General features: G+C 39.6%; 14 protein-coding genes. All 14 read left to right on the forward strand.

Going from position 1 to position 15462, the window contains the following annotated elements; translation table 11 throughout:
• Nucleotides 1–11 precede the first annotated feature (11 nt).
• Nucleotides 12–974, forward strand: a complete 963-nt coding sequence (locus tag ACTJKC_RS16405; RefSeq protein WP_440793580.1) for a D-2-hydroxyacid dehydrogenase family protein — start codon at nucleotides 12–14, stop codon at nucleotides 972–974.
• Nucleotides 975–1019: 45 nt separating this feature from the next.
• A complete protein-coding gene (locus ACTJKC_RS16410; RefSeq protein ID WP_440793582.1) occupies nucleotides 1020–1976 on the forward strand; it encodes an NAD(P)H-dependent flavin oxidoreductase in 957 nt (318 codons plus the stop codon).
• 66 nt (nucleotides 1977–2042) lie between these two features.
• Entirely contained in the window at nucleotides 2043–2315 is a 273-nt protein-coding gene (locus tag ACTJKC_RS16415) for an acylphosphatase (RefSeq protein WP_344853953.1), read from the forward strand.
• 78 nt (nucleotides 2316–2393) lie between these two features.
• A complete protein-coding gene (locus ACTJKC_RS16420) occupies nucleotides 2394–3875 on the forward strand; it encodes a lipopolysaccharide biosynthesis protein (RefSeq protein WP_440793584.1) in 1482 nt (493 codons plus the stop codon).
• A 74-nt stretch (nucleotides 3876–3949) separates the two neighbouring features.
• Nucleotides 3950–4384, forward strand: a complete 435-nt coding sequence (gene dut, locus ACTJKC_RS16425; RefSeq protein WP_344853951.1) for a dUTP diphosphatase — start codon at nucleotides 3950–3952, stop codon at nucleotides 4382–4384.
• A gap of 125 nt (nucleotides 4385–4509) precedes the next feature.
• Entirely contained in the window at nucleotides 4510–6204 is a 1695-nt protein-coding gene (locus tag ACTJKC_RS16430; protein ID WP_440793587.1) for a tetratricopeptide repeat protein, read from the forward strand.
• Nucleotides 6182–6973: a DUF4292 domain-containing protein gene (locus tag ACTJKC_RS16435; protein ID WP_440793589.1), complete on the forward strand. Its 792-nt coding sequence runs from the start codon at nucleotides 6182–6184 to the stop codon at nucleotides 6971–6973. Before ACTJKC_RS16430 ends, ACTJKC_RS16435 begins: the two co-directional genes overlap by 23 nt.
• Before the next feature lie 187 nt (nucleotides 6974–7160).
• Complete coding sequence (locus ACTJKC_RS16440) at nucleotides 7161–8456, forward strand: murein hydrolase activator EnvC family protein (RefSeq protein WP_440793591.1); 1296 nt, start codon at nucleotides 7161–7163, stop codon at nucleotides 8454–8456.
• A 43-nt stretch (nucleotides 8457–8499) separates the two neighbouring features.
• Nucleotides 8500–8859, forward strand: a complete 360-nt coding sequence (locus ACTJKC_RS16445) for a Sec-independent protein translocase subunit TatA/TatB (RefSeq protein ID WP_440793593.1) — start codon at nucleotides 8500–8502, stop codon at nucleotides 8857–8859.
• 11 nt (nucleotides 8860–8870) lie between these two features.
• A complete protein-coding gene (locus ACTJKC_RS16450; protein ID WP_029986031.1) occupies nucleotides 8871–9071 on the forward strand; it encodes a Sec-independent protein translocase subunit TatA/TatB in 201 nt (66 codons plus the stop codon).
• A gap of 17 nt (nucleotides 9072–9088) precedes the next feature.
• Complete coding sequence (gene gatA, locus ACTJKC_RS16455) at nucleotides 9089–10507, forward strand: Asp-tRNA(Asn)/Glu-tRNA(Gln) amidotransferase subunit GatA (protein WP_440793596.1); 1419 nt, start codon at nucleotides 9089–9091, stop codon at nucleotides 10505–10507.
• 181 nt (nucleotides 10508–10688) lie between these two features.
• On the forward strand, nucleotides 10689–12092 hold the full coding sequence (locus ACTJKC_RS16460; RefSeq protein ID WP_344853945.1) for a lytic transglycosylase domain-containing protein: 1404 nt from the start codon (nucleotides 10689–10691) through the stop codon (nucleotides 12090–12092).
• A 456-nt stretch (nucleotides 12093–12548) separates the two neighbouring features.
• Complete coding sequence (locus ACTJKC_RS16465) at nucleotides 12549–14870, forward strand: NADP-dependent malic enzyme (RefSeq protein ID WP_344853942.1); 2322 nt, start codon at nucleotides 12549–12551, stop codon at nucleotides 14868–14870.
• A gap of 6 nt (nucleotides 14871–14876) precedes the next feature.
• Nucleotides 14877–15461, forward strand: a complete 585-nt coding sequence (gene ruvA, locus ACTJKC_RS16470) for a Holliday junction branch migration protein RuvA (RefSeq protein WP_086548088.1) — start codon at nucleotides 14877–14879, stop codon at nucleotides 15459–15461.
• Nucleotide 15462 lies beyond the last annotated feature (1 nt).

Consider the following 15462-nt stretch of genomic DNA (forward strand, 5'->3'; position numbering starts at 1 on the left):
ACCCCAAAAAGATGAAAATAGCCATATTAGATGATTACCAGGATGCAGTGAAAAAACTAGCATGTTATAGTTTATTAAAGAATCACCAGGTTATCATTTTTAATGAAACTGAGAAAGATCCGAATCTTTTGGCCGAAAAAATAAAAGATGCAGAAGCCCTGGTTTTGATCAGGGAGCGGACAGCGATTACTGATGATCTGCTTTCTAAATTGCCTAACCTAAAGCTGATCAGTCAAACAGGGAAAATTTCAAATCACCTTGATTTAAATGCCTGCACGAAATATAAAGTGGCGGTTGCCGAAGGGGTAGGCTCTCCAATCGCTCCGGCAGAATTAACCTGGATTTTGTTAATGAATGTTTTAAGACAGGTACCGAATGCAATTGAAGGAATGAAAAAAGGTAAGTGGCAAACGAATATCGGTGAAAGTGTGAGCGGAAAAACAATCGGGATTTGGGGTTATGGAAAAATCGGGAAACTAATTGCCGGTTATGCAAAAGCTTTCGGGGCAAAGGTTTTGGTGTGGGGCAGTGAGCAATCCAGATTAAATGCGGTAAATGATGGATTTGAAGCGGCACAAAGTAAAACAGATTTTTTTAAAACTGCCGATGTGGTTTCCCTTCACCTACGCTTAAACAAAGATACCACTGGTATTGTAAAGCAGGAAGATTTAAATGTAATGAAAACCTCTTCGGTTTTGATTAATACTTCCCGTGCAGAACTAATAGAAGAAGGAGGCCTGATTAAAGCTTTAAAAGCAGGCCGGCCGGGTTTTGCCGGCATAGATGTTTATGAAAATGAGCCCGTTTACGATACCGGTTTCGAACTGCTCAATATGCCGAACGTGGTTTGCACACCGCATCTTGGCTATGTAGAAAAGAACAGTTATGAATTGTATTTTAGTAAAGCATTCGAAAACATCATCAATTATATCAACGGAAAACCAACAAATATTGCCAACCCCATAATACTTTAAACCGCAATGGTACATGTCACCACGTACCATCACTAAAAAATTTTTATGAACCCAATCTGTAAACTCTTAAATATTCAATATCCCATTATCCAGGCCGGAATGGTTTGGTGTAGCGGCTGGAAGTTGGCCTCGGCAGTTTCTAATGCCGGTGGTTTGGGGATTATCGGTGCAGGCTCTATGTATCCCGAAGTTTTAAGAACGCACATCCAAAAGTGTAAATCAGCTACTGATCAACCTTTTGGAGTAAACATTCCGTTACTTTATCCAAATATTCAGGAAATCATTGAGGTAGTGATTGAAGAAGGCGTAAAGATTGTTTTTTCTTCAGCTGGTAATCCCGCTACCTGGACCGGCACCTTAAAAGAAAAAGGAATTACCGTTGTTCATGTGATAGCGAATACAAAATTTGCATTAAAGGCACAAGAAGCGGGCGTAGATGCCATTGTTGCAGAAGGTTTCGAAGCCGGCGGACATAACGGTAGGGAGGAAACCACTACCCTATGTTTAATCCCGATGATTAAAGAAACAGTGCAAATTCCCGTGATTGCTGCCGGAGGTATTGGCAGTGGTAAAGCCATGTTAGCTGCTTTTGCTTTAGGTGCCGATGCCGTTCAGATCGGTTCTGCCTTTGCAGTTGCCGAAGAATCATCAGCCCATTCGGCTTTTAAGAATAAAATTATTTCTGCAGTAGAAGGAGATACCAAACTGGCCATGAAAAAGCTCGTTCCGGTAAGGTTATTGAAAAATGAATTTGCTGACGCTGTTTCAATAGCTGAAGCTGAAGGAGCAGATCGAAACCGCTTAATGGAACTTTTAGGCAGGGCAAGGGCAAAATTAGGGATGTTTGAGGGAGATATGGAAAACGGTGAGCTCGAAATCGGACAGGTTTCGGCATTACTCAAAGAAATTAAACCTGCAAAAGCCATTCTAGATGAAATCTGGCTTGAATATAAATCCGGATTACAAAGATTTAACAGTTTATTCCACGAATTAAACTTATAAACAAATCGGTAAACGATTGGATTATTAACTTTGCAACATTAAAACATTTCAACCTTATCACAATAAATGAAACATCTTAATATAATTATAACTGGCAAAGTGCAGGGCGTTGGTTTTAGGGAAACTACCAAAATTATTGCCAACCAGATGATGGTAAACGGTTTTGTAAGGAACGAAAAAGACGGGTCGGTTTACATCGAAGCAGAAGGCGAAGAAATTTTCCTCGAAGAATTTGTGAACTGGTGCCACGAAGGTCCCGACCGCTCGCGTGTAGAAAATGTAACAGTAAGCGATGGCGAAGTAAAAAACTATCGTAATTTTGAAGTTTTAAGAAAATAAATTGCTGAATTGTTGGATTGCTATACTGTTCCCCCAGGGAGCTTATCTCAATACGCAATGCTCAAATCTCAATACTAAATGTCTGTATATAAAAAATTTCTTGGGCAAACCATGATTTATGGTATCAGTACCATTTTTTCGCGGTTGTTCAACTTTATTTTAACGCCGGTTTACACGGGTGTTTTTGCTCCTGGTGTTTATGGTGTTTTTACCAAAATGTTCAGTTATGTATCCATCATCAATCCAATTTTGGCTTTTGGGATGGAAACCACTTTTTTCAGGTACTTAAATAAACATGAAGATCGGAAGCAGGAAGTGTACAATAACAGCTTTTTGGTAATTGCTTTTATATCAACCCTGTTTTTAATCACCGCATTAATTTTTTCAGATTACCTGGCCAGGTACACCTTAGATGGTAACATTGCAGAATTGGCCGACCAAAAATCTTATGTACATTATTTTGCGTGGATTTTATTTGTAGATGCCATTAGTGTAATCCCATTCGCCAAATTACGGGCCGATGGAAAGCCATTTAAATACAGCCTGATCAAATTTCTCAATATTGGCACTTTTGTAGGTTTAAATCTGGTTTTTATTTACGTTATTCCATTCCTCATCAAACATGATATATTAAGCGGATGGTTTACTTCCTGGTATAAAGGCCGTTGGGTGGGTTATGTGTTTGTAGCCAATTTAATTGCCAGTATAGTTACCCTGCTGATGCTTATCCCCCAGTTTTTAGAAATCCAGTTTAAATTCAATAAAAACTTGTTCAATAATATGCTGGGCTACAGCTGGCCGGTTTTAGTTGCTAATTTATCTTTTATTATCAACGAAAATTTAGACAAAATTTTATTGGGAAAATACCTGCCAGAAAGTATCGCCAATCACGACGTAGGTATTTATGGGGCCGTGTGCAAACTGGCCATTTTTATTAGTATTTTTAATACGGCTTTTAGATTAGGCGCCGAACCATTTTTCTTTAGTCATGCTAAAAATGCAAATGCAAAGCAAACCTATGCCAACATCTTATATTATTTTGTACTCGCTTTATCCATCCTTTTTGTGGGTTTAACAGCTAATATAGAGATCATTAAATATTTTATTAATTCGAGGTATTGGGTGGGGTTAAATGCCGTGCCTTTTTTATTATTCGGGTACGTTTGTTTAGGTATTTACATGAATTTATCCGTTTGGTACCGTTTATCCGATCAAACCAGGTATGGTCTGTACATTTCGTTGGTAGGAGCAGTTTTTACCATTATTATGAACATTCTGCTCATTCCTAAATTCAGCTATATGGGTTCGGCATGGGTATCAATGTTTGCGTATTTTATCATTATGGTGATTTCTTATTTATTGGGACAAAAACATTACCCTATACCTTATAAGCTTAAAGCCATGAGTTTATACATAGTGGTCTCAATAGTAATGGTGTACTTATCATTTTGGGTTTTTAAACGCAATATTTACATCGGAAACGGTATTTTAGTGTTATTTCTGCTAGGTATTTTCTATTTTGAGAAGAATAATGTGATGAAAATGCTGAAAAAGGGTTAAAATTTATAGTCCACGGCCTTTAAACTATGGACTAAATAAACTATGATCCATCAACCTAAACATCCAGCTATAAAATGGAAATAAAAATTATCAATACATCAGAACATCCGCTTCCGCAATACGAAACTGCGCATGCAGCCGGGATGGATCTTCGCGCTGCCACAACAGAAGAAATAATACTGAAACCTTTGCAGCGCTTATTGGTGCCAACAGGCCTGTTTATCGAACTGCCAATTGGTTACGAAGCGCAGATCAGGCCAAGGAGCGGACTGGCTTATAAACACGGCATCAGTATTGTAAATTCACCAGGCACAATTGATGCCGATTACCGTGGCGAAATAAAAGTTTTATTGGTAAATTTATCAGATACAGATTTTAAAATTGTTAATGGCGACAGGATTGCCCAAATGGTAGTGGCCAAACACGAAACCGTAAGCTGGCAGCCTGTTACTGAACTGGGAGAAACGGCACGTGGAGAGGGTGGTTACGGGCATACGGGAAAAGTTTAAGGATCGAAAGATAGAATTAGTGATTAGATATACATAATTGAATTATTTAGACTTGATTTTGCACTTTGCCAATTCACTCATTCAAAATTCATTCATTCAAAATTCACTCATTCAAAATTATAATTATGGCTAGAGGGACTATTTTTCTTGTGTTAGGTTTTATATGTACCCAAACATTTGGGCAGGGAACGGTTATGCCAGCTACCAATCGCGACAGCAATGTGGTAAAACAATTGTTTTTTGCCGGCCTGCGAGAGAAAATGTCCGAAAATTATGTGGTTGCCTCTACCAATTTCAATAAAATTGTTGGTTTAGATCCCAATAATCACGCTGCGTATTTCGAGCTGGCCAATGCCAATCTCCGTTTAGATAAACTCACCGAAGCAGAGCAGAATATAAAACAGGCCATTAAATTAAATGCCGATAATTTATGGTATTGGCGCTTGCTTGGCGAAGTGTACAAACGCAATAACAAAATGCCCGAGCTGATTGAAGTTTTTAATCAGCTGATCCGCATTGACCCTGAAAATGATGCCTATTATTTCGATAAGGCCAATGCACAGTTTTTAGCCAACCAGTTAGATGCCGCTAAAAAAACCTATGATGAGATACAGGTTAAATTTGGCGATTCAAGAGATTTAACAAATGCCAGAAAACGGTTTCAGGCAAATGGAAGCGCCACCGAAAGTGATATTGTTAAATTACTGGAGGGCAACCAGGCCGATGTAAAAAATTATTTATATGCTGCTGGTCTGCTTTTACAAAAAGGAAATGATCCCGAAGCATTAAAAGTACTGGTTAAAGCGCAAAAATTAGAACCCGATAATTTTGAAGTCAACCTTGCCCTGGCCGATATTTACCGCAGGCAGAAAAACGATGAAGCTGCTTTTGCTTCGCTAAAACTGGCTTTTGAAAGTGCTGAAATGCCTTTAACAGAAAAAGTTAAAATCATAGTAGCCTTATTCCCGAAACTGAGCCAGCCCATTGTGGCTAAAAACGTAACCGAGCTGAGCAAACTGGTTGCAGAAAAAAATCCAAATGATGCAAAGGCCTTAGCGCTCTATGGCGATGTGCTATATCAGCAAAACAACCTGAAAGAGGCATTGGCTCAATATCAGGCTGCTTTAAAACTCAACGAACAGGTTTATGTGGTTTGGGAGCAGGTTATCAATATTCAAACCTTATTGGGTCATTACGATGATGCAGTAAAAGTGGGTGATGAAGCTTTAACCATTTATCCCAACCAGGCCAGTTTATATTATTATATGGCCTATGCTTTATATAAAACAGGTAAATATGAGCCTGCGCTTGGCAATTTAAAAACTTCGCTGCAGCTGGATGTAGAAAACAAGAGTTTGCAGGCGCAGATTTATGCCTTACAGGGTGACATTTTTATTAATCAGAATAATTTTTCGGCAGCAAAAACCGCTTTCGAAAAAGCCATTTCAATAGAGCCCGATAATTACCTCATCATGAATAATTATGCCTATTATTTAGCGTTAAAGAATGATGATTTAACAAAAGCGGCAAAATATGCAGAAACTGCGGCCAATGGAATGCTAAATAATCCCTCTGTGATTGATACTTATGCCTTTATCCTGTTTAAACAGCAAAAATACGATCTGGCAAAAACATGGATCGAAAAAGCGCTGCAAAACAATAGCGATAAAAATGGTGTTTATCTGGAACGCTATGGAGATATTCTTTTTATGAAAGGTGAAAAGGATCAGGCAGTTATCCAGTGGCAAAAAGCAAAAGAGGCCGGAAACGGATCAGAAGTATTAATTAAAAAGATAAATGAAAAGAAGTATTTTAAATAGCGTGTTCCTGTTGGGAGCGGTAGTTTTTGTTTCGGCCTGTAAGCCTAAAAAAGAAATTGTGGTGGCTCCGCCTACTAAAACGGAAACCAGAACCGATAATTCTAAAGCAGAAACCTTAACGCTGTTAAATAGTAAACAGCTTAAATTTAATACCTTATCTTTAAAAGCCAAGGCAACTTTGGATATCAGCGGCAATGCCAATGATGTAACCATGAATTTCAAAATGAAAGACAAGGAAACCATTTGGGTAAGCATTACTGCATTGGGCGGAATGGCAGAAGTTGCCCGTGCCCTGATTACACCCGATAGCATCAAGATTATGAACCGCCTGAAAAGTGAATATCTGAAAAAGCCTTTCAGTTATGTTTATAATTTCACCAATAAACAGGTTAATTTTAATACTTTACAGTCTATTTTAACAGGTAATGCCATGGGCGAATTTTTAACCCAGCAATCAGATGTTAAACAGGAAAATGGTGTTTGGGTAGTTTCGGGCAGCAAAGCCGAACTGGATTACAAACTGCTTTTCAATAAGCTTTTTAAAGTTGCTGAAACCAATCTGAACGATAGTAAAAACGGTCAGGCATTAAAAGTTACTTATGCCGATTATCAAAAACTAAACGAATCTTTATTCCCAGGTGCTTTACAAATCAACACGCTCTCTAAAGCGAAAAAAATAAATATCGATTTACAGTATGTAAAAATTGATGGCAATGTTCCGGTTGATTTTCCGTTTACTGTACCAAAGAGGTTTAAGGTTGTAAACTAGCTTCAGAGTTACATTTAATCATGATCATTAATGGTTTGCCAGGGTTAACTGCTCCTTAAGCAGCTTACCTTTGGCAAACTTTGTTTTATGTGAAGATTAGGTGAAGACGGTTCTGTAATAAGTAATTATGACTTTAGTATCTCGATTTTAATACTTTTTACTATAAAATTTTTATACTTTTGGCTTAATGAAGCTACAAAAACTCCTATTTATCCTTTTTTTAAGCGTGCTCACCCTTTCGGCGGTTGCACAAACTGAAAGTCAGCTCAGAAGGAAAAAAGAAGCTATACAACGTGAAATCGAACAGCTTCAAAAGAATTTGAATAAAACTGCCAGTGGTAAAAAGCTTACCTTACAGCAGATTAACACCATAAATGCCCAGATCAGGTTGCGCCAGGATAAAATTGGTACAATCAACTCTGAAATTAAAAATCTGGATAACCAAATCTCTCAGAACACAAATACCGTACATACGTTGCAAGGTCAGCTGGGCGATCTTAAAAAAGAGTATGCAGGCATGATTCGTTTTGCACAGCGGAACAGGAACTCGTACGATAAAATGATGTTTATTTTCGCCTCGAAAGATTTTAATCAGGCCTATAAAAGGATCAAATACTTACAACAGTTTAGCCAGTACAGGAAAAAACAGGCTGGTTACATCGAAAACACACAGCAAGACCTGAATGGGAAGATCAAAGTGCTGGATAAAACACTTCGCGAAAAAAGCGACCTGTTAAAAGAGCAGGAGCGTGAGCGTGAGCGTTTAGGTAAAGATAAAAGTGAGCAGTCTGTTGTATTAAGTAAGTTGAGTAAAGATGAAAAGCAGTTTAAGCAGGATATCAATACCCGAAAGAAACAACAGGCGCAGATAGATAGGGCCATTAGTGCGGCTATCCAGAGGGCGATTGAAGAAGCCAGAAGAAAAGCTGCCGAAGAGGCCAGGAGAAAAGCAGCAGAAGAAGCGAGGATTGCTGCCGCAAAAGCCAAAGCAGAAAATAAACCGGCTCCTGCAGCTCCAGCAGCGCCAACGGCGAAAGCAAAATCGACCGGTGAGTTGCTAACCGCAACACCAGAAGCTGCAAGGTTATCGGCCGGCTTCGAAAACAACAGGGGAAGGTTACCTTGGCCGGTTGCTACAGGTACCATCACCGAACGTTTTGGCATGCACAAGGTAGACCAGGCCACATATACCAACGATGGGGTAGATATTACCACCAGCGATGGTGCAACAGTAAGGGCGGTATTTGCTGGTAAAGTTGCTGCTGTACAGGTGTTTATGGGCAGAACAGTGGTGTTGATCAACCATGGTGAATACTTTACGGTTTACCAGAATTTAAGATCGGTGAGTGTGAGTGTAGGTAATGATGTAGATACCAAACAGGCCATTGGCGTAGTGGCCAATACCGGGGATGATGCTATCCTTAAATTCCAGATCAGGAGAGGTCAGTCGGCTTTAAACCCTGAAGCCTGGATTAGTAAATAGAATAGTTTTTAAAATGTTTATATTTGTATAAATTATATTAGTGATGTATCAAGGCACGTTATTAGAGTTTTTAAACATGGGTGGATCGGAGATCGTGCTCATTTTAGTGGTAGTCTTATTATTGTTCGGTGGTAAAAAACTGCCTGAGCTGGCAAGAGGACTTGGAAAAGGGATCAGAGAGTTTAAAGATGCATCTGAGGGAGTAAAGCGTGAAATCCACAGGAATATTAATGCTATGGATTTAGATAAAGAAGAAGCGGAAGAAACAGCGGTAAACCATAGTCAGCGTCACCACCCGGCAGAAGAAACACCTGTTGATGAAAAGGTAGCGGCAAGTACAGCTCATACAGAAGCAGGCACGCCGGTTGACGAAAAAATTGTAGCAGACAATCATAAAGTTTAAACAAAAAAGTTATGTTAAATACAACAATAGCAGCAATGCTTGGAACACCAGAAATTATCATTATCGCGGTTGTGGTTTTGTTATTATTTGGTGGTAAAAAAATCCCTGAACTAATGAGAGGTTTAGGTAAAGGTGTTAAAGAATTTAAAGATGGAAAAGATGGTGTTGATGGAGATCAGGTAGATCCATCTAACCGTGATAAAACCGTTTAATTGCAATAATTTTAGTTTTGAAGAAATACAGCGCTCTAAAAGAGATACAGGCACTCATTTCGCAAAAGCAATTAACTTTACCCGATTTACTGGCTTATTATTTTAAGCAGATTAAAGATAAAGAACACCTCAATGCATTTAACGAGGTGTTTTTTTATTCGGCCGAAGTTCAGGCAAAAGCGATACAGCAAAAAATAGAAGCAGGCACTGCAGGTAAACTGGCAGGGATGGTAATTGGCATTAAAGATAATATCTGTTATAAAGACCATATTGTTACCGCCTCTTCAAAAATGCTCGAAGGTTTTGTATCTCCATATTCATCAACCGTTGTTGAACGTTTGTTACAGGAAGATGCCATCATTATCGGCCGTTTAAACTGTGATGAGTTTGCTATGGGCGGCTCTAACGAAACTTCTTACTATGGAGCGGTAAAAAATGCAGCAAATCCTGAGCTGGTTCCCGGTGGATCTTCCGGCGGCTCGGCAGTAGCTGTTCAGGCAGATATGTGTCTGGCGGCCCTCGGTACCGATACAGGAGGCTCAGTAAGGCAACCAGCTGCTTTTTGCGGACAGATTGGCTTAAAGCCAACCTATGGCCGCATTTCGAGGTATGGCGTTATCGCTTATGCCTCTTCATTTGATCAGGTGGGGCCGATTACTTCATCGGTAGAAGATGCAGCTTTACTTTTGCAGGTTCTGGCTGGTGCCGATGAGCACGATTCGACTGTTTCTCCTTTGGCCGTTCCGGATTATCCTGCGCATTTAAAAGAACACCAAAAACAAAAAATAGCGGTTTTAAAAGAAACGATTGAGAGCGATGCCCTTGATCCGGAGATTAAATCGGCCATTTTAGCTTCGATAGAAAAGCTAAAAGCAGATGGACATACCGTTGAATATGTTTCATTCGATCTGCTGGATTACCTGGTTCCGGCTTATTATATTTTAACAACGGCCGAAGCCTCTTCAAACCTTTCGCGTTACGATGGTGTGCACTATGGCCACCGCAATACCGAAGCAAAATCGTTAAACGAATTATATAAATTATCCCGTGCCGAAGGTTTTGGTGAAGAAGTAAAACGCCGTATCCTTTTAGGTACATTTGTTTTAAGCGCCGGATATTACGATGCTTACTACCAAAAAGCACAACAGGTTCGTCGCCTGATCAGGGAAAAAATGGATGATTTATTTCAGGATTACGATTTAATCCTGTCTCCTGTGGCACCAACAGCAGCCTTTAAAATCGGCGATAATTTACAGGATGCACTGGTCATGTACATGGCCGATATTTTTACCGTGTTACCATCATTGAGCGGAAATCCGGCTATTGCTTTGCCTTTGGGCAATAATGAAGCTGGTTTGCCGTTAAGTATTCAATTTACAGCCAAACATTTTGAGGAAGATAAGCTTTTAGCTTTTTCTCAGGCATTTTTATCATAGTTTTATCGTCGTTGCGAAATACGGAACATTTTAGCGCATTATTGCATTAAACTGAAGTATGGCAATGGCATTTCATGAGTCGTTTCCCTGAGGTAATCATGGAATTATTTATCCTGCTCCGTTTATGGATAGGATGATTAAGGTTTTTTACCGCGGCTTATGAAAATTTAACCAATAGCCCATGATTAAAAAATTACTTTTTGCTTCAATTTGTGCTTGCTTAGGATACATTTCTTCCGCTTCTGCGCAACAAACCCTTAAACTCGATAGTCTTCCGAAGATACACAACAACATCTTTATCAATACTGATACCGTTGCCGTACCTGCAGTTTCTGAAAATCCCCTCACCATGGGGCAGAACTTTATCTATAAACTCAGGCTCGATTCCATTGCTAAAGCCGTTCCACTTCCTTATAATGAGTATGTTCAGCAGTATATCGATATCTACTCCAAGCGTAAGGATATGTTCGGGAAAATGATCGGCTTATCAAGTTACTACTTTCCGATTTTTGATAAAGCCTTAAAAGATTATAATATTCCGCAGGAAATAAAATACTTAACCATTGTAGAGTCGCAGATGAACCCCCATGCCATTTCGCGTGTGGGTGCAACGGGTATCTGGCAGTTTATGTTCGGAACCGGTAAGGCTTATGGCTTAAAGATGGACAATTTTGTTGATGAACGTAAAGATCCGATCCAGGCCAGTTATGCTGCCGCGGCTTATTTTAGGGATGCTTTTGAAGAGCTTGGCGACTGGTTGCTGGCCATTGCAGCTTATAATTGCGGAAAAGGCAATGTAAAACGGGCAATAGACAAAGCAGGATCGAGGGACTTTTGGGTAATCAGACAGTTTTTACCTAAAGAAACCCGGAATTATGTGCCGGCATTTATTGCAGCTGTTTATGTGATGAATTACTCTGGCAAACACCAGATTACCGCACAGGCTTCGAACATGTTCCTGAAAACCGATACCGTTCAAACCACCCGTTTTGTATCATTAGCTACTTTGGCCAAAGCACTAAATATTGAGGAAGAAGCCATGATGGCCTTAAATCCATCTTATAAAAAGAAGATTGTAAATGGTACCGATGATGAACCCAAGCGGATCATAATGCCTAAATTAAGGGATATCGACTATGCAGGTATTTATGATGTACTTAATAATCAGGAAGTTGATGTAAGCATGAAAGTAATAGAGGCCAGCACCGATGATGTAAGGGATCTAAGAAAGAAAAAAGTAAAAACCATTGCTGCATCTTCTGTAGTTTACCATAAAGTTACCGCCGGGCAAAATTTAAATGCGGTTGCCGATAAATATGGTGTCGAGGTTCAGGATCTGCGGGTTTGGAATGGCTTGAAAAGTAAAACCCTTGTGCCTGGACAGAAGCTAAAAATCTATGCTAAAAACCGCACCCCTTTAAAGGCTCCATCCTCATTTTTAAGTTATAAAGTAAAAACCGGCGATACCTTATCAGACATTGCCGAGAAATTTGATGGCGCAACCGTTCAGAGTATCAGAAGGGATAACCGCTTATCAAAAGCAGGTTTACAGGTAGGGATGATCCTTAAGATTAATAAGGGGTAGTTTACTCCATATCATATTGTCAGTCTGAGCTTGTCGAAAACTTTTTTTCTTCGAAAGTAACATTTGTGCCTCATCCCGACCCTAGAGGAGAGATCTATGAAAATTATTCAAAGATTTATTTCCTGAATTAATGCCCCTACCGTTTAGATACATCTCTTTTATGAAAAGTTTAGGCATTATACCGGCTTGCTTTGGAATAACACAACCCTTACCGAAGTACGACTGTCAATCCCAAGGGCCAGAAAAATCAAAAAACAGTTGCACATCAGTATAAGTGGTACTATCAAACCTGAAACGCAGTGGTTTTGTGTTCATGTTTGCAAAGCCTTTCACCCACCCCTAACAAACAAAACAAAGCAAACGCCCCACATCCCATTTAACTTTTTTTGAAAGGCATTTTATTTTAAGCCTCATAAAAAGAATTGTACCTTTGCACGGTCACTAATAAGTTACTTAATGAGTAATACGAATAGAAAGCAAGATGCGTTGGATTACCACTCGCAAGGCCGTCCGGGAAAGATACAAGTAGTACCCACGAAACCTACAACATCACAAAGGGATTTAACTTTAGCTTACTCTCCGGGAGTTGCAGAGCCCTGCTTAAAAATAGCAAATAATAAAGAAGATGTTTATAAATATACCGCTAAAGGTAATTTAGTTGCAGTAATCAGTAATGGAACGGCCGTTTTAGGTCTGGGCAATATCGGCCCCGAAGCTGGTAAACCCGTAATGGAAGGTAAAGGCCTTTTATTTAAAATTTTCTCTGATATCGATGTATTCGATTTAGAACTGGATACCGAAAATGTTGATGATTTTGTAAAAATCGTTAAAGCATTGGAGCCAACTTTCGGGGGGATCAACCTCGAAGATATCAAGGCCCCGGAGTGTTTCGAAATCGAACGCCGTTTAAAACAGGAGATGAATATCCCTGTAATGCACGATGATCAGCATGGAACAGCCATTATCTCTGGCGCAGCTTTATTAAATGCCTGCGAAATCCAGAAAAAGAAAATCGATAAAATTCAGGTTGTAGTAAGCGGCGCAGGTGCTGCCGCGGTTTCCTGCTCTAAAATGTACCTGAGTTTAGGGGTTAAAAAAGAGAATTTGGTGATGTTTGATATCAATGGTTTAATTGATATCCACCGTACCGATCTCGACGATATCCGCATGAGCTTTGCAACCATCAGAAAGGATATTTCGAACATTGGAGAAGCCATGAAAGGTGCTGATGTTTTTATCGGACTTTCGGCTGCGAACGTAATTTCACCTGAAATGTTAATGGGTATGGCCAAAAATCCGATTGTTTTTGCCATGGCCAATCCAAATCCTGAAATTGCATACGAACTGGCCATTAAAACCCGTAAAGATCTCATTATGGCTACCGGCCGTTCTGATTATCCCAACCAGGTAAATAATGTATTGGGCTTCCCTTATATTTTCCGAGGAGCGTTGGATGTTAGGGCAACCAGCATTAACGAAGCCATGAAAATTGCTGCGGTGAAAGCCATTGCAGAACTCGCGAAGAAATCTGTTCCGGAGGCGGTTAACCTGGCTTACAATGCCCGTAACCTTAAATTTGGCAAAGATTATATCATTCCAAAACCTGTAGATTTCAGGTTAATTACCGAGGTTTCTACTGCTGTAGCAAAAGCTGCCATAGAAAGTGGTGTGGCCAGAAAAATTATTACCGATTGGGATGCTTATAATGAAGAACTGAGAAAACGTTTAGGTTTGGATGATGCCATCATGAGGGCGGTAACCACCAAAGCCAAAATGGATCCCAAGCGTGTGGTGTTTGCCGAGGCTGATAATTATAAAATCTTAAAAGCAGCCCAGATTGTAAAAGATGAGAATATTGCTATTCCGATTCTTTTAGGTAACAGGGATAAAATCCAGGCCATTATTGATGAACATGCGCTGGAACTGGAAGGTGTAGAGATTATCGATCAGATGCAGAATCCTGAGAAAACCAAACAATATGCCGAGGCACTTTTCAAAAAGCGTCAGCGTAAAGGGGTTTCTTCTATGCGCGATGCAACGAAATTGTTGAGAGACCGTAACTATTATGGTGCATCAATGGTTGAGTTTGGCGAGGCTGATGCAATGATTTCGGGCTTAACAAAAAACTATGGTGCTACCATTAAACCAGCCTTACAGGTAATTGGTGTAAAGCCGGGGGTAAAACGCGTTGCCGGCATGTACATGATGATGACCAAAAAAGGTCCGGTTTTCTTTGGCGATACCACGGTAAATGTTGATCCAACTGCAGAAGAACTTGTTGACATTACATTATTGATTGATAAATCGGTAAAACAGTTCAATATTAAGCCACGTATTGCACTTTTATCGTATTCAAATTTTGGCTCAAACGATGGCGTAACCCCAAATAAAGTAAGGGAAACTGTTAATCTGCTTCATAAAAATCACCCGGAAATTGTAGTAGATGGGGAGATGCAGGGAAATTTTGCCATTAACAACGAGTTGCTAAAAGATAACTTTCCTTTTAGTACATTAGCTGATGCTCCGGCCAATACTTTGGTGTTCCCAAATCTTGAGTCAGGCAACATTGCATACAAATTGTTACAAGAGCTTGGTGGTGCAGAAGCGGTTGGTCCGATCCTTTTAGGATTGAATAAACCTGTTCATATTGTTCAGTTAGGCAGTTCGGTACGCGAAATTGTAAATATGGTTACCATTGCTGTTGTAGATGTTCAGGCAAAAGAAGAAATTGAAACTTCGAAACGAAAAGGTATATTTGGGAAAACAAACAAAAAGTAGAATTGCATGTACGCCTATATTGATGGTAAATTGACATTCAAAAACCCAGCTTATGTTGTGGTTGAAGCCGGAGGTATAGGCTATCATATTAACATTTCTTTAAATACTTACAGCGCTTTGGGCGATGCAGAAAGGTGTAAACTCTACACCTGGCTGCATGTAAAAGAAGACGCACATACATTATACGGCTTCGCTGATGAGGGCGAACGCCGTTTATTTTTACATTTGATTTCGGTATCAGGAATCGGACCAAATACCGGCAGGATGATTTTATCATCCATTACACCTATAGAAATCCAGACTGCAATTGTTAAAGCAGATTTGCCTCTTATTCAAAGAATTAAGGGGCTTGGTGCGAAAACCGCACAACGCCTGGTTTTAGAATTACAGGATAAACTGAAAAAAGAAGGGGCAGATTCATTAATTTCTATGCCTCAGCACAATACTGTTAAAGATGAAGCGTTATCTGCATTGGTAATGCTCGGATTCGCCAAACAAACCGCCGAAAAAACTATAGACCAGATATTAAAAGTGACAGAGGGAACACTTTCGGTAGAGCAACTAATTAAACAAGCTTTAAAAACCTTATAGA

The sequence above is a fragment of the Pedobacter sp. 22226 genome (assembly GCF_052045455.1).
Taxonomy (GTDB): Bacteria; Bacteroidota; Bacteroidia; order Sphingobacteriales; family Sphingobacteriaceae; genus Pedobacter; species Pedobacter jeongneungensis.

Bases quoted from the DNA above. Each gene is read 5' to 3' on its own strand.
- ACTJKC_RS16440 (WP_440793591.1), top strand. From the start codon at position 7,161: ATGAAGCTACAAAAACTCCTATTTATCCTTTTTTTAAGCGTGCTCACC.
- ACTJKC_RS16430 (WP_440793587.1), top strand. From the start codon at position 4,510: ATGGCTAGAGGGACTATTTTTCTTGTGTTAGGTTTTATATGTACCCAA.
- ACTJKC_RS16460 (WP_344853945.1), top strand. From the start codon at position 10,689: ATGATTAAAAAATTACTTTTTGCTTCAATTTGTGCTTGCTTAGGATAC.
- ACTJKC_RS16450 (WP_029986031.1), top strand. From the start codon at position 8,871: ATGTTAAATACAACAATAGCAGCAATGCTTGGAACACCAGAAATTATC.
- ACTJKC_RS16465 (WP_344853942.1), top strand. From the start codon at position 12,549: ATGAGTAATACGAATAGAAAGCAAGATGCGTTGGATTACCACTCGCAA.
- ACTJKC_RS16405 (WP_440793580.1), top strand. From the start codon at position 12: ATGAAAATAGCCATATTAGATGATTACCAGGATGCAGTGAAAAAACTA.
- ruvA (WP_086548088.1), top strand. From the start codon at position 14,877: ATGTACGCCTATATTGATGGTAAATTGACATTCAAAAACCCAGCTTAT.
- ACTJKC_RS16420 (WP_440793584.1), top strand. From the start codon at position 2,394: ATGTCTGTATATAAAAAATTTCTTGGGCAAACCATGATTTATGGTATC.
- dut (WP_344853951.1), top strand. From the start codon at position 3,950: ATGGAAATAAAAATTATCAATACATCAGAACATCCGCTTCCGCAATAC.
- ACTJKC_RS16445 (WP_440793593.1), top strand. From the start codon at position 8,500: ATGTATCAAGGCACGTTATTAGAGTTTTTAAACATGGGTGGATCGGAG.
- ACTJKC_RS16435 (WP_440793589.1), top strand. From the start codon at position 6,182: ATGAAAAGAAGTATTTTAAATAGCGTGTTCCTGTTGGGAGCGGTAGTT.
- ACTJKC_RS16415 (WP_344853953.1), top strand. From the start codon at position 2,043: ATGAAACATCTTAATATAATTATAACTGGCAAAGTGCAGGGCGTTGGT.
- ACTJKC_RS16410 (WP_440793582.1), top strand. From the start codon at position 1,020: ATGAACCCAATCTGTAAACTCTTAAATATTCAATATCCCATTATCCAG.